The sequence below is a fragment of the Nitrospirota bacterium genome, assembly GCA_015233895.1.
GTDB lineage: Bacteria > Nitrospirota > Thermodesulfovibrionia > Thermodesulfovibrionales > Magnetobacteriaceae > Magnetomonas.
Genome location: JADFXG010000001.1, coordinates 260006 through 274088 on the forward strand (window position 1 = coordinate 260006; position 14083 = coordinate 274088).

The 14083-nt window shown below is 43.3% G+C and carries 13 protein-coding genes; 11 read left to right on the forward strand and 2 right to left on the reverse strand.

The window, feature by feature from the left end; genetic code table 11:
* Positions 1-5 precede the first annotated feature (5 nt).
* Positions 6-1508 (reverse strand): B12-binding domain-containing radical SAM protein, encoded by a 1503-nt coding sequence (locus HQK88_01135; protein ID MBF0615399.1) that lies wholly within the window; start codon positions 1506-1508, stop codon positions 6-8.
* Between the two features lie 111 nt (positions 1509-1619).
* Between HQK88_01135 and HQK88_01140 the strand changes: the two genes are divergently transcribed.
* From HQK88_01140 to HQK88_01175, 8 genes are all read left to right on the forward strand, one after another.
* The gene (locus tag HQK88_01140) at positions 1620-2696 is read left to right on the forward strand and encodes an LptF/LptG family permease (protein MBF0615400.1); all 1077 of its coding nucleotides are present in this window, start codon (positions 1620-1622) and stop codon (positions 2694-2696) included.
* A complete protein-coding gene (locus HQK88_01145; protein MBF0615401.1) occupies positions 2693-3757 on the forward strand; it encodes an LptF/LptG family permease in 1065 nt (354 codons plus the stop codon). Before HQK88_01140 ends, HQK88_01145 begins: the two co-directional genes overlap by 4 nt.
* A gap of 84 nt (positions 3758-3841) precedes the next feature.
* Entirely contained in the window at positions 3842-4801 is a 960-nt protein-coding gene (locus HQK88_01150; GenBank protein ID MBF0615402.1) for a chemotaxis protein CheV, read from the forward strand.
* 15 nt (positions 4802-4816) lie between these two features.
* Positions 4817-5443 carry a precorrin-8X methylmutase gene (locus HQK88_01155; protein MBF0615403.1) on the forward strand — a complete coding sequence of 209 codons (627 nt, stop codon included), beginning with the start codon at positions 4817-4819 and terminating at the stop codon, positions 5441-5443.
* A 95-nt stretch (positions 5444-5538) separates the two neighbouring features.
* A complete protein-coding gene (locus HQK88_01160; GenBank protein MBF0615404.1) occupies positions 5539-7197 on the forward strand; it encodes an MCP four helix bundle domain-containing protein in 1659 nt (552 codons plus the stop codon).
* A 14-nt stretch (positions 7198-7211) separates the two neighbouring features.
* A complete protein-coding gene (locus tag HQK88_01165) occupies positions 7212-7730 on the forward strand; it encodes a chemotaxis protein CheW (GenBank protein MBF0615405.1) in 519 nt (172 codons plus the stop codon).
* 62 nt (positions 7731-7792) lie between these two features.
* Positions 7793-8458, forward strand: coding sequence for a carbonic anhydrase (locus tag HQK88_01170; protein MBF0615406.1), 666 nt, complete (start codon positions 7793-7795; stop codon positions 8456-8458).
* An 80-nt stretch (positions 8459-8538) separates the two neighbouring features.
* A complete protein-coding gene (locus HQK88_01175) occupies positions 8539-9057 on the forward strand; it encodes a formylmethanofuran dehydrogenase (protein MBF0615407.1) in 519 nt (172 codons plus the stop codon).
* Between the two features lie 119 nt (positions 9058-9176).
* Here HQK88_01175 and HQK88_01180 read toward each other — a convergent pair whose 3' ends face one another.
* Entirely contained in the window at positions 9177-10874 is a 1698-nt protein-coding gene (locus tag HQK88_01180) for a proline--tRNA ligase (protein MBF0615408.1), read from the reverse strand.
* 138 nt (positions 10875-11012) lie between these two features.
* Here HQK88_01180 and HQK88_01185 point away from each other — a divergent pair, with 138 nt between their 5' ends.
* The 3 genes from HQK88_01185 (at position 11013) to HQK88_01195 (ending at position 14076) form a co-directional block, all read left to right on the forward strand.
* Positions 11013-11687: a phosphatidylserine decarboxylase family protein gene (locus HQK88_01185; GenBank protein ID MBF0615409.1), complete on the forward strand. Its 675-nt coding sequence runs from the start codon at positions 11013-11015 to the stop codon at positions 11685-11687.
* 4 nt (positions 11688-11691) lie between these two features.
* Positions 11692-12426, forward strand: a complete 735-nt coding sequence (pssA, locus tag HQK88_01190; protein ID MBF0615410.1) for a CDP-diacylglycerol--serine O-phosphatidyltransferase — start codon at positions 11692-11694, stop codon at positions 12424-12426.
* Positions 12427-12546: 120 nt separating this feature from the next.
* Entirely contained in the window at positions 12547-14076 is a 1530-nt protein-coding gene (locus tag HQK88_01195; protein ID MBF0615411.1) for a 2-isopropylmalate synthase, read from the forward strand.
* Positions 14077-14083: the final 7 nt, after the last annotated feature.

The window sequence follows — 14083 nt, forward strand, 5'->3', positions numbered from 1 at the left end:
TCCTTCTAACGGTTGTTAAGGTAGTTTCTGATAAATGACAACCCCTTTGAAGCAGCAGCTCTTAAACCCATGTCTTTCACAGCTTTTAAAGTGCCCACAGAGAGCGCTTTTTTAATCAACTTAACATTATTCCGTCTGTCAACCATCTTCTCAGCAGCAAGAGCCAGTTCCCGAAACCGCTCATGTGATATGTGAGAGCAAAAGTGGTTAGCGGGACTCTGATGGTTATACAGTGAGACGTCAAAGTCATCGTCCACAAGGCCGCGCTCCTTACAGGTGGTAAACAGCTCAGTGCCGGGATACGGTGTGAATATGCTGTAAGAGACGGCATCGCTGTCTATTGTCTCTATTGCTGTAATGGTATCTTTCAGAGTCTCTTCAGTTTCATCCGGGAAACCTATCATAAAAAATGTCTGCACTTCAATACCATGCGACCGTATCAGCTTAGAGGCATTATAGGCATCTTCTATGGTGATGTTTTTCCGGATTTTTTTCAGCATTTCATTATTGCCGGACTCTATTCCGATTTGAATAACAAAGCAGCCGGCTTTTTTCATTCTGGAGACGATTTCATCATCAATAAGCCTGACATGGATTTCACAGCCCCACTTAATGTCCGGGCAGCAGGCTGAGATGGCATCAGTGAGCTCATATATGTACTTGCGTTGGACACCGAATGTGTCGTCATCAAATCTGATGACGTTAAGGCCAAGTTTTCTGAGTTCTGAGATTTCTGCAGCAACGTTTTCTGGGCTCCGAAATCTAACCTTTGTGCTCCACAGGTAGCGAGAGCCGCAAAACAGACAGTTATTCGGACAGCCCCGTGTGGCAAATATAGATTTAAATGCCGACAGCTGATACTTGTCATAGTCTTTAAGTACATCTTTAGCGCTTTGATGTGGAAACGGCAGTGTGTCAAGGTCCTGGATGTATGCTCTGGGAGGAGTCACCGATATAATCCCGTTTTTTCTGTACATTAGTCCGTTTACCGTGTCAAGGCTTTCTCCGGACTGTAATTTTTTCAGAAAATCAACCAGTGTCTCTTCTCCCTCGCCAACAGCAATGGCATCAATATCCTGGCACTTGAACACATCCTTCCCCACCATTGTGGGATGAGGCCCTCCGACAATTACCACGGTTTTAGGGTTTATGTCCTTAGCTATTTTAGCTACTGTGCGTGCCGAGGCAAAGTTCTGGCTTTTGGTAGTAATCCCTATCACATCCGGGCGGTACGAGGAGATTGTTTTTTTGACCTCCTGCCACACGTTGTATTCAGTGTCTTTTAGGTTATTTAAATAATTTCTGTAGCCTGTGCCAGCCAGAAAACTGACCTGCATGATTTCAGCATTTGGGTTGAAATCGGCATTATAGGCCATAACGTCCCAGTTGGTATCACGTTTTACTGTGGCAGAAAGATAGCCAAGAGAAAGAGGAAATATCTCAAGTGCGTATGTATCCTTGTACAGCCTGTAAAAAGGCGGCTCTATTAATAAGAGTTTTTTACTCATCGGAAAAGACTAACTTATTTTACGGCTTTGTGTCAATTTCATTTGACTGTTAATTCACATTACGACAAAGTCACGTTTTTTTTAGTCAAATTTTGCTAATATATCATACTTGTGGAATTCAAAGTCAAACTCATAGAAAAATACATAGTTAAAGAGATTTTTAACAACTTTGTGTTAAGCCTTCTTGCGTTTAATCTGGTTCTAATGATGGAGAGGATACTGAAGTTCAGTATGCTGCTGTCCGGAGTGGGAGCAACTTTGATGGATTTTGCCGGCATTATAGTGTTGATTCAACCGCAACTGTTTTTGCTGACTATCCCTATGTCTCTAATGGCAGCAGTATTGTTTACCTACGGGAGGCTTAAGTCTGACAACGAGCTTACAATTTTACGCACCTCAGGGATGTCCTTTGTTTCTATTTCAAGACCAGTGTTTGCTTTCGGTATCCTGTGTTTTCTTTTAAGCCTCTTTAACAGCTTTTATCTGGGGCCTGAAACAGCTAAAGAGCTTCGCACAAAAATCACAGAACTGATTACCACAAAATCCCCAAGAGCTATCAGAGAGGGAAATTTCTATTCGCTCTTTAAAGACGTTGTTATACTGGTAAAAAAGAAACCGTCTGAAGACACACTTAACGAGATTTTTATCTACGATAAGAGAGACCCCACCCGTCCCTGCACAATTTTTGCTAAAGAGGGAAAGATATCGGTTTACGCAGGCACTAAAATAGGGTTTAATCTTAAAGAGGGAGAAGTGTATATTACTGATGAGACTGATATAACAAAAATAACCTTTGCTAACTACAATATGATACTGACTATGACCCCTCAGGTCAACTCCCAGATAAGCGAACTGACCCCGTTTGAGGTTCTAAAGAGAGCTAAGGAGACTAAGGGTGAGGAAAGAGTCCAGGTTTTTTTAGAGTTTCACAGAAGACTGGCACTGCCTCTGATTGTGCTTATTCTTAGCGCACTTGCCCCATCAATTGCGTTCCTTTCCAAAAAAACCGGCAGACTAGGTGAGCTAAGCCTTGCCATGGTGGTATTTCTGCTGTATTACAGCAGCCTGATTTATTTTGAGAAACTTGCCCGCACCGGCAAACTCCCACACTATGTAAGCGGATGGCTCCCTCTTACAGCCCTCCTGATTTTCACTTCTGTCTTCTTTATCAGGGCCCTCAGACGATGAAAATCCTCATCCGGCAATATGTTAAGGAGACCGTCTCGGTTATTTTTATAGTCTCGCTTGCACTTTCCTTTTTGATTGCCATGTTTGAGGTTATTGATAAACTTGATAAGCTTGTCAAGTTTTCGCCCGGCTTCAACGATTTTGCCCTGTACTGGGTTTATGTACTGCCAAGGTACTTAAAATATCTGCTCCCTATGGCTGTTCTGATGGCTGTGCTTATCGTCTTTGGCCAGGCGTCTAAGTTAGGTGAACTCGTTGCTGTTAAAGCCTCCGGGGGAAGGTTAAAGAGGCTGTTTCTGCCTGTTATTGTGTTGGCTCTGCTTGTTTCTTTTGTTGATTTTGCCGTTGATGAGCTTATTGCAGCTAAATTTAATTTTTATGCCAACAACCTGCTTTTTAAAATTAAAAATAAAAAACAACGTTTGATTTATAAAACAGAGGATGTCTGGTTTATGGAAAAAAAGGATATGATAATTAATGCCGCTTTATATCAGCCGGAGGATAAATCTCTAAATGATGTCAGCGTGTTTGTAACTAATGGCGGTAAGCTGGTTGAAATAATAAAATCCAAACGCTGCTACTTCAAAGATAACATGTGGGTTATGGATGATGCGTTAAAATATGACCTCCGTACAATGAGTGCTTCAAAAGTCAAAGATTTACATTTTGAAAATTTCAAAACCACTAACATCTATGACGATAGCGTCATGATTTCTGATGAAATGCACTTTTTAGACCTCTACAGATACAATCTTAGGCTGAAAGCCGCCGGTTATAACAACCAGCGGGTGCTGGTTGACTTAAATGCAAAGCTCTCGTATCCGTTTACGTGCATGGTTATGGTGCTTCTGGGTTTAGCCATCTCAGCACGGTTTAAGATGGGAGGTAACATAATTAATGTGGGGCTTTCTATCGCCATAAGCCTGATATACTGGATTTTCTTTGCCATGGCAATATCTTTGGGATATTCAGGGATTTTACCGGCTTTGCTCTCTGCATGGCTGATTCCAGTCTCATTTGGAGCTGTTGCAGCCTATTTTTTTAACAAAATACCGGAATAATTTTACAATATTTGACAATTTAATCAGAATGTTATAACGTATTTATGTTGTGGCAAAGCAGCATAGTAAGCAAGGAGGTGCCTGATGGCGCATGGGATCGGTGCTTTACCTGAAGTACTAAAGGTGGGCACAAACGAGATGGAGCTGGTTGTATTTAAAATGTTTACAAACCGTGAAAGCGGACAGATGGAAACCAGGATATATGGAGTTAACGTAGCAAAGGTGCGTGAGATAATCCCTATGCCTCAGGTAACAACGGTGCCGGATACCCCTAATTACGCTGATTCTATGGCAGAGGTCAGAGGAGAGGTTATTCCAATTGTGGACTTGGGACGATGGATGAAGTTAGTTTTGCCGGATATTGAAATACGGCCAAAAGTGATTGTGCTTGAAATGCTTGGAACAACGGTTGGAATGGTAGTGCATGATGTGGAGAGAATCAGACGGATTAAGTGGGATATGATAAAGCCTCCACCACAGCTTTTGCAATCTAAGCACGGCGGCAAGATAACCGGAGTTACAAAGATAGATGAGGGCGATGGACTTCTTCTTATTCTGGACCTTGAGAGCGTTATACAAGACATTGGGGCATTGGTGCCAAAGGCCGGAATATCAATGGATGATGTACGGAAAATGGAAAAGAAAAAGTTAAGCGGCAATGTTTTAATAGTAGATGATTCATCGGTAGCACGGCGGATTTTAAAAGATACCCTTGAAAACACCGGCTTAAGTATAATGGAGGCAGTGGACGGTAAGCAGGCTCTCAACCTTCTTTTTGATTTTCAGAAAAAAATAGGAGACCAACCCATCGAGAGTTTTATCAACCTGATAATCTCAGACGTTGAAATGCCAGAGATGGATGGCCTCACTTTTACAAAAAACGTCAAGAGCAACCCGTTGTTACAGAAAATTCCAATCATAGTAAACACATCGTTAAGCGGAGCAGAAAACAAGGAAAAAGCCAAGATTGTTGGGGCTGAGGGCTACCTTATAAAGTTTGATGTAGCAAATTTAATATCGGAGGTTTCGCGGTTTTTTAAATAACTGAGGTGACAAACGATGAAAAAAGGACCCATGATAGAAAAGGACAGTTTTGCTCTTATTGGTAAAGAGATGAAGAGGGAGTTTGACCCTTTTCATTTGCCAATAGTGAAGCGAATAATTCATGCCACGGGTGATTTTCAATTTGAAGATACAATAAGATTTCATCCTGATGCAGTAAAAAGCGGTGTGGAGGCAATAAGACGGGGACTGGACATTGTGGTTGATGTTAAAATGGTTGCAGCCGGTATAAACCAAAAAGCGCTTAGTAAATTTGGTGGTAATGTGGTGTGCAGGATTTCAGATGAAGAGGTCGAAGAGACAGCCATGAAGTTTTCATTAACCAGAGCTGAGGCTGCCTTTGAGTTGATTCTGTCTGAGGGTTGTGCTTCAAACATCGGCATAATTGCCATTGGCAATGCACCAACGGCACTAATAAAAACTATGGAAATTATAGATGCGGGAAGGTTCTCACCAGCACTGGTTATTGGCGTACCAGTAGGGTTTGTAAAGGCTGAGGAGTCAAAAGATATGCTTTCCCAAAAAAACTACCCATTTATTACTTGTCTGGGCAAAAAGGGGGGCTCTCCGGTTGCTGCTGCAATCATAAATGCCCTCATTATTCTTGCCTGCGAAAATAAATAAATTTGTCTATAATCCAAGGAGTATTTTGCATTTCCAAAACACTTTAGGAAAAGGAATACTATGGTATTAATAAATGAAATAAATGGAGGAGAGAAATGCTTCAAAACATGAAAACAGGCACACGGTTAGGGCTGGCGTTTGGGATTGTCGTAGTTTTGCTTTTAATAATAGCAATTGTAGGCATAAGCAGGCTTAGCGGACTTAACGGTGATATGTCCGCTGTGGTTAAAGATGAATATCCTAAGGTAGCGTATTGCAACGAAATAACAATAGAAATCCTTCAGATAGCTCGTCATATGCGTAATGTGCTGATAATGGAAAAGAAGGAGGAGATACAAAAGGAACTGGATAAAGTGCAGGATGCAAGAAAGAAGATTGTTGCAGATTTAGACAAACTTACCCTGCTGGTAAAAAGTGAAACGGGCAAGGCTGGACTAAAGGCCATACTTGACGCAAGGGCAGTGTATGTTGTTGGTCAGGAGGATTTTCTAAAGCTTGCGGCAGAGGGCAAACAGGCCGAAGCAAAGGAGTTACTCTTAACTAAGGTAAGGTCATTGCAGCTTACCTATTTAGATGCCGTTGAAAAGTTAAAAAAACACCAGGAGGAACATCTGGATACTGTTGCTAAACAGGCAGATGAGTCCTATAAATCCGCCCGCACTTTAGTCATATCTTTATCTGTAATAGCTATAGTCCTTGCAACAGCAATTGCTCTTTGGATAACTATGACATTATTGAATCAGTTGGGAGGAGAGCCCCACTACATTATGAGTATAGCGGAAAGCATAGCAAACGGAGACCTTACAATTAGGTTAGAGTCCGGTAAAAAAGAAACTGGCATATTTTTAGCTATGAAAACTATGCTTGAAAAATTAACAAGCATAGTGGGAGAGGTAAATGTATCCGCAGATAACGTGTCAACTGGCAGTATGGAGCTTAGCGGCACGGCTCAGGTGATTTCACAGGGGGCAACAGAACAGGCGGCCTCAGTTGAGGAGGTATCCTCGTCAATGCAGGAGATGGCGTCCAACATCAAACAAAATGCCGATAATTCCCAGCAAACAGAGCGTATGGCTGCAAAGGCATCCAAGGATGCAGAAGAAAGTGGAAAGGCTGTTGAGGAGGCGGTTCATGCAATGAAAGAAATTGCAAGCAAAATCTCCATAATAGAGGAAATCGCAAGACAAACCAATCTTTTGGCTCTTAATGCGGCTATTGAAGCAGCCCGTGCCGGAGAGCACGGTAAGGGGTTTGCAGTTGTGGCCTCAGAGGTAAGAAAACTTGCTGAACGCAGCCAGAAAGCAGCCGGTGAAATCAGCACCTTGTCATCCACAACGGTAACGGTCTCAGAAAAAGCAGGAGTTATGCTTAAACAGTTAGTGCCGGATATTCAAAGGACGGCAGAGTTGGTACAGGAAATCAGTGCGGCAAGTAATGAGCAAAATGTCGGAGCCGATCAGATAAACAAGGCTATAACACAGCTTGACCAGGTAATTCAACAAAACGCCTCAGCCTCTGAGGAGATGGCCTCAACCTCTGAGGAGCTGACATCTCAGGCAGAGCAGCTTTCGGCTGCAATTGCGTTTTTCAGAACCAGCGAACAAAGAAGAGCGGCGGCAGCGCCAAAAGCCAAAAAACAACCGCCAAAGTTAGCGCACATAACGCATGAAAAGGCAAGACCCGTTGCAACAAAAACGAAAAGGCTTGAGTTATCCTCAGATAACAAAGATGACAGCGAATTTGAATCATATTAATGCGGAGGTGTTAAATGGCAGAAGAAAACGAAATAATGCAATTTCTTACATTTAAACTGGATGATGAGGTGTTTGCCCTTCACATTGAAAAAATACGTGAAGTGCTGGAATTTACCACTGTTACTAAGATGCCCAGAACGCCGGAGTTTATGCGCGGAGTGATTAACTTGCGCGGCAGTGTTGTCCCCGTTATAGATTTAAAACAGAAATTTGGGATGTCATATACGAAAAAAGCGGTGGACACTTGTGTTGTAATAACAGAGGTTGAGATGGAGGGAGAGAAAATAGTTCTGGGCGCTATGGTTGATAGTGTTAAGGAGGTCATGGAGCTGGAAAAGTCGGCAATAGAGCCACCTCCTAAAATAGGCACGCAGTTAAGCAATGAGTATATCGAGGGCATGGGTAAACAGGATGAGGAATTCATTATAATTTTAGATATAGATAAGATATTTTCCGCTGACGAGTTAACGATGGTTACTGATATGAAAGGACATGTGCCATCTGAGGCTGAACTTGAACTTGCAGCAGTCTGAAATTATTTAATTAGCATTGTGCTGTGGTGTCGTGCTACTACAACTAAAGGAGGAGACTCATAATGGAAAGGAGAGATTTTATTAAGCTTAGTGTTGCAGCAGTTAGTTTTTGCGCTTCAATTCCCAAACTGGTTTTTGCAGATGAGGATTTTGAAGCTGATGTAAAGAAACTTATGGAGGGTAACGAGAGATTTACCAAAGGAGAGTTTAAGAAACATGACTCAAGCTCCGCTAAGCTAAGTGAGCTTTCTAAAGGCCAGCATCCATTTGCCGTTGTAGTGACGTGTTCGGATTCACGGGTTGACCCTGAAATTATCTTTGATGAGGATTTGGGAGAGATATTTGTGATACGTACCGCCGGAAACGTGGTAGATAAAATAGCTCTGGGCAGCATAGAGTATGCTGTTGAACATTTGCACAGCCCAATTGTTGTAGTTGTGGGGCATGAGGGTTGTGGAGCAGTAACGGCTGCTCTTCAGGCAAAGGGCAAGGTGCATGGAAATATCGGCTCAATTGTTGATAAAATCCTGCCCGCTGTTCATACTGCAAAGAAAAAGACAAAATCAGGTGAAGACGTTCTCTATAACGCCATCATTGAAAATGTAAAAAACGTAACTAAAGAAATTTCCACTAAAAGTCCGGTTATCGCTAAGGAACTTAAAGAGGGAAAAGTTAACGTGTTGGGAGCCTATTATGCTATCTCAACAGGAAAGGTTATCAGGGTTTGACCTTTAATTTTGAAGCGCTTTTAGAGGAATCGGTAAAAACCCACGGGCACCTGTGTCCTGGCCAGGTGCTCGGAGTGCGGATGTCGGTTTTAGGGCTAAACTCCGTTGGTATAGATGACCCTCGTGGGGCGCAGAGGAAAGATTTCATCGTCTATGTGGAAATAGACCGCTGTGCCACCGATGCAATACAGTCCGTAACGGGTGCAACGCTTGGGAAACGGACTCTCAAGTTTATGGACTACGGCAAAATGGCAGCGACATTTGTTAATTTAAAAACCGGACGTGCCGTAAGAGTTTTAGCAAGGGAGGATGCCCGCTTTAAATCGGCGGAGTATTTCCCGGATGAAGCTGATATTCATAAAGCCCAACTTCAGGCTTACATGATTATGAAAGATGAGGAGCTTTTTGACGTAATGGATGTCTCAGTAATAATTCCGCCAGAGGACATGCCGGGACGTCCGCTTAAAAGGCTTGAGTGCTCCCTCTGCGGAGAGTTTGTACAAGACCTCAGACATATTGAAAAAGACGGAAAACCCCTCTGTAAGACGTGCTTTCACAATAATGCTTATTATGTGAGAAAAACAAATCCTCACTATTGAGTATTAAATGTCGTACCAAGCAGCATTCAGAAGTATAACAAGGCGGCAAGGAGAAAGCGACGCAGGCGTACTTTAGTACGTTGAGGAGCTTTTGACGCATGCCAACGAAGTTAGACGATTTAATGCGGCTTGGTATGAGTTTTTATTAAATCCATAACTATCTCAAGTACCTTATCTGGAGCCACTTTCAGGGATTCCTTTGATTTCCTGATTTTTATTTCTACTACGTTTTCTTTGAGTCCCTTAGGGCCGATTACAACCTGAAGTGGAATTCCTATGAGATCGGCATCCTTAAACTTTATCCCTGCCCGCTCATCTCTGTCATCTATCAAAACCTCTATTGAGTTAGCGGCAAGCAAATTGTAAATATCGTCAGCCGCTTTTTGGGTTGCAGCATCATTTACATTAAGCGGAAGAATTACAACGCTAAAGGGAGCAATAGAGACAGGCCAGATGATTCCGTTTTCGTCGTGGTTTTGCTCAATTGCAGAGGCTGCAATCCGTGCCGGACCTATCCCGTAGCTACCCATAACTATTGGCTTTTCCACTCCGTCCTTATCAAGATACACTGCACTGAGCGCTTCTGAGTATTTAGTGCCAAGTTTAAAAATATTTCCTATCTCAATAACCTTCTCTATCGTTAGTGGTTTGCCACAGAGTGGACAGCCGTCATTTTCATGCGCCATGTGGATGTCTTTGTAGTCAGCCGTAAAGTGAAGCCCTGGTTTTACACCCCGCACGTGGTAGTCTTTTTTATTAGCTCCGCCTACATAGATGCCGCTTTTAAGCGTGTTATCTGCTATTATCCGTATTTTATGGCCTATTGGGCCAATAAACCCCGCCTCAACTCCGACAATACCCTCTATCTCGTCTTTTCGTGCGGGTCGGAAACCGCCGATTATCCGCTCGGTTTTCTTTTCGTGAAGTTCCTGATCTCCCCTTATTAGCGCAAGCACCGGGCCCTCTTTAGCAACCAGTACAAGAGTCTTTATAAAATTATATGCTCTAAGCCCTAAGAAACCTGAGACCTCCTCCACTGTTCTTTTTTCAGGAGTAAACACCTCTTCAAATGCAGTATCTGCAAACTCAACCGATTGCGATACAGACTCAGCAAGTTCCACATTTGCGGCATAACCGCAGGCACTGCAAATAGCCGCAGCATCCTCACCTGCCGCACTCGGCGCCATGTACTCGTGTGCCGTAGCACCTCCCATCATTCCCGGGTCAGATTCCACCACATAGAATTTCAAACCGCACCGGGCATAAATCCTCTTATAAGCCTCGGCATGAAGCTCATAGCTTTTGTTTAAACCGTCCGTATCGGCATCAAAACTGTAACTGTCTTTCATTATAAACTCACGGGTGCGCAGTATGCCGCTTTTGGGTCTTGCCTCATCGCGGAGTTTGGTCTGAATCTGATACCACATCTGGGGGAGATCCCTATAGGAGCGGATTTCTCTGCTAGCAAGCCACGTCATTATCTCCTCGTGCGTCATAGCCAGACACATGTCACGCCCTGTTCTGTCCTTCAGGCGAAACATCTCATCTTTAATGTCATACCAGCGTCCTGTTTTTTGCCACACCTCGGCCGGATGAAGCACTGGCATGGAAACCTCCTGAGCCCCAATAGAATCCATCTCCTGCCGGATTATCTTATTGATTTTTTTCATAACTCGTAAAAACAGGGGCATATACACGTAAAGCCCTGCAGCAAGCTGTCTGACGTATCCGCCGCGAAGCATAAGTATGTGGCTTACAGCCTCTGCCTCAGACGGTGTTTCCTTAAGCGTTGGAATTAGTAGTTTAGAGTATTTCATTTTTATTGAGTCCTTACTTTTTTTTAGTAAATTATGTTAAAACCAAAAATTGGCATTTAACTACAGTTATATAATATAATAAGTACGGCGATATTATAAATATGCAGCTTTTCTATAAATAAACTTGAAGGAATTATAATGAAATTTGCGCCTGAGGGCATACCGTTTATTGCGGGAGCTTTGGTTGTTACTGTAGTGGCAGCAGTTTTTGCGTTTACTGCAAACAGGCACATAGTGATTTCACTTGTGTTGATGTTGATTTGTATAGATATAACCGTGTTTATGTTTTATTTTTTCCGGGACCCGGAACGAGTTGTCCCAAAAGGAGAAAATATCATAGTCTCTCCGGCAGACGGTAAAGTAATCGTAGTGTCAGAAGTTTATGAAAACACCACACTTAAAGCTAATGTAAGAAAGTTAAGCATCTTTATGTCACCCTTAAACGTCCACGTAAACCGCATCCCATATACCGGTACGGTGGTAAACGTTAAGCGGAATGCCGGGAATTTTTTTAAAGCTTTTATGGATGAGGCATCACTTACAAATGAAAACGTAACGACCACAGTTGAAACCAGCAGGGGCACAATGCTGATAAAGCAGATAGCAGGCTCAGTAGCCCGCAGGGCTGTGTGCAGAGCCACACCCGGCACCCACCTTTTGACAGGCGAAAGATTTGGTATAATAAAGTTTAGTTCCAGAGTGGATTTGTTTTTACCCCTTTCAACAGCTATAATAGTAAAAACAGGCGACATGGTTAGAGCCGGTGAGACGGTAGTAGCCAACTGGACAGAACAGAAGGAGCAAGAGCACTGAGTCTATGAAAAGAGGGGTTTACATTTTACCCAATGGTTTGACTCTGGTAGGGATGTTTTTTGGTTTTTACTCTATCGTGTCTTCATTAAACGGTGAGTTTGTGACGGCAGGCTGGGCAATACTGATAGCAAACATATTTGACGGCCTGGACGGCTGGACTGCCCGGATGACTAACAGCACATCACGGTTTGGAATAGAGCTTGACTCACTCTCAGACCTCGTAGCATTTGGCGTGGCTCCTGCCATTATGATATTTACGTGCTCACTGTCACCTTTTGGACGGATTGGATGGGCGGTGTCGTTTCTTTTTGTTAGTTGCGGCGCTCTGAGGCTTGCCCGGTATAACGTGCAGATGGTTACGGCTGAAAGTAAACACTTTACCGGTATGCCCATACCAGCAGCAGCAACTATCCTGTCAACGTATGTGATCTTCTATGAGTATATGTTTAATAATCATCCTTACAGAAGTTATTTTGTATTGGGTTTGACTATTTTAATATCCCTCTTTATGATAAGCACCCTCAGATTTCATGGGGCAAAGGAGATTAATTTCAGAGAGCGCAAGCCCTTTCTTTTCCTTGTTGCCATGATAATCACTCTTACTGTTGTGGTCATGCACCCCCCTATAACGCTTTTTGTCCTTGCAATCAGCTATCTTGCATGGGGGATAATAGAAAATACGTATTTGTTTTACCGTAAGAAACCTGACAAGGGTAAGACAACAGAGCCAACGGCTTGAGCAAAAAGATAATCATTATTTTGTCATTCCTGCGAAAGCAGGAATCCATGTGCCTTAACAGAAGTATTAAAAGGCTGGATTCCCGCTCGGAGGCGGGAATGACAGATAAAAAAACAGCTAATGTCCAAAATAATTAAAATATTTGACACAACGCTCAGAGACGGAGAGCAGTCTCCAGGAGCTGCTATGAGTGTTGAACAAAAGGCACAGATAGCGCGTCAACTGGCACGCTTACGGGTGGATATAATAGAGGCCGGATTTCCCATATCCTCAGAGAGTGATTTTGAAGCAGTGAAAAAAATATCAGCCGACTTACGGGATGTAACTGTGGCAGGGCTTGCCAGAGCGCTTAACGGCGATATTGACAGGGTAGCTGAGGCGATAAAGGGCAGAGATAACGGCAGAATTCATATTTTCCTTGCCACAAGTGATATACACCTTAAGTATAAACTCAAAATGGATAGAAACGAGGTGCTTGAGGCAGCCGTAAGTGCCGTTAAATACGCAAGGAAATATACTGCTGATGTGGAATTTTCAGCTGAGGATGCAACCCGTTCCGACTGGGATTTTCTCTGTAGGATAACTGAGGATGTTATAAAGGCTGGGGCAACAACTGTAAACATACCGGATACGGTAGGTTACACAGTGCCGGAGGAGTACAGTGAGTTAATCGAATATCTGTTTAACAAAGTACCAAATATAGATAAAGCAGTGATTTCCGTACACTGCCATAATGATCTGGGATTAGCAGTGGCAAACTCACTGTCTGCTGTGCTTAAGGGGGCAGGACAAGTGGAGTGTACAATAAACGGGATAGGAGAGAGAGCTGGAAACGCCGCCATGGAGGAGATTGTGATGGCACTAAAAACCCGTCCCGGGTTTTTTAACGCTGACACTAAAATTGTCACCAGTGAGATATACAAAACAAGCCGGCTGGTGTCAAAGATAACAGGGATGACGGTGCAGCCCAATAAGGCCATAGTAGGGGACAATGCGTTTGCCCATGAATCGGGTGTGCATCAGGACGGGTTTTTAAAAGAGCGGTCAACTTATGAAGTGCTAAAGCCTGAGGATGTTGGAATTCCTAAGAGTAAGCTGATACTGGGAAAACTCTCGGGCAGACATGCCCTCAAAGACCGCCTGCAGGAGCTGGGTTATGTTTTAGACGAGCCGGGCCTGGACGTGGCGTTTGAGAGATTTAAAACGCTTGCCAATCAAAAGAGACACATATTTGATGAGGACCTTGAAGCTTTGGTTGCTCAAGAGGCGTGCAGAGCGGATAAGGGTTTTTGTCTTACGCATCTTTACGTATCAGGCGGGACGGATAAAAAGCCAACAGCATTGATACGCCTTACAATAAACGGCAGAGAGTGCGAAAAGGAGTGCGCAGGGGACGGCCCTGTAGATGCCGCATACAGAGCAATAGGGGAATTAACGAATACAAAAAGCGCATTAAATAAATTTGAGATAAAGAGCATAACCGGAGGAACTGACGCTCTGGGTGAGGTTTTTGTTACACTGGAGGAGAGGGGCAGAGTGGTAAGAGGCAGTGCTTCTGACCCGGATATAGTTGTTGCCTCTGCTAAGGCATATATAAATGCCCTCAATAAACTTGAGGAGAAAAAAATAGACGTAAAAAAAGGCGTTTAGATTGCAG

Bases quoted from the DNA above. Each gene is read 5' to 3' on its own strand.
- HQK88_01165 (MBF0615405.1), top strand. From the start codon at position 7,212: ATGGCAGAAGAAAACGAAATAATGCAATTTCTTACATTTAAACTGGAT.
- HQK88_01155 (MBF0615403.1), top strand. From the start codon at position 4,817: ATGAAAAAAGGACCCATGATAGAAAAGGACAGTTTTGCTCTTATTGGT.
- HQK88_01150 (MBF0615402.1), top strand. From the start codon at position 3,842: ATGGCGCATGGGATCGGTGCTTTACCTGAAGTACTAAAGGTGGGCACA.
- HQK88_01195 (MBF0615411.1), top strand. From the start codon at position 12,547: ATGTCCAAAATAATTAAAATATTTGACACAACGCTCAGAGACGGAGAG.
- HQK88_01160 (MBF0615404.1), top strand. From the start codon at position 5,539: ATGCTTCAAAACATGAAAACAGGCACACGGTTAGGGCTGGCGTTTGGG.
- HQK88_01175 (MBF0615407.1), top strand. From the start codon at position 8,539: ATGTCGGTTTTAGGGCTAAACTCCGTTGGTATAGATGACCCTCGTGGG.
- pssA (MBF0615410.1), top strand. From the start codon at position 11,692: ATGAAAAGAGGGGTTTACATTTTACCCAATGGTTTGACTCTGGTAGGG.
- HQK88_01180 (MBF0615408.1), bottom strand. From the start codon at position 10,874: ATGAAATACTCTAAACTACTAATTCCAACGCTTAAGGAAACACCGTCT.
- HQK88_01185 (MBF0615409.1), top strand. From the start codon at position 11,013: ATGAAATTTGCGCCTGAGGGCATACCGTTTATTGCGGGAGCTTTGGTT.
- HQK88_01145 (MBF0615401.1), top strand. From the start codon at position 2,693: ATGAAAATCCTCATCCGGCAATATGTTAAGGAGACCGTCTCGGTTATT.
- HQK88_01170 (MBF0615406.1), top strand. From the start codon at position 7,793: ATGGAAAGGAGAGATTTTATTAAGCTTAGTGTTGCAGCAGTTAGTTTT.
- HQK88_01135 (MBF0615399.1), bottom strand. From the start codon at position 1,508: ATGAGTAAAAAACTCTTATTAATAGAGCCGCCTTTTTACAGGCTGTAC.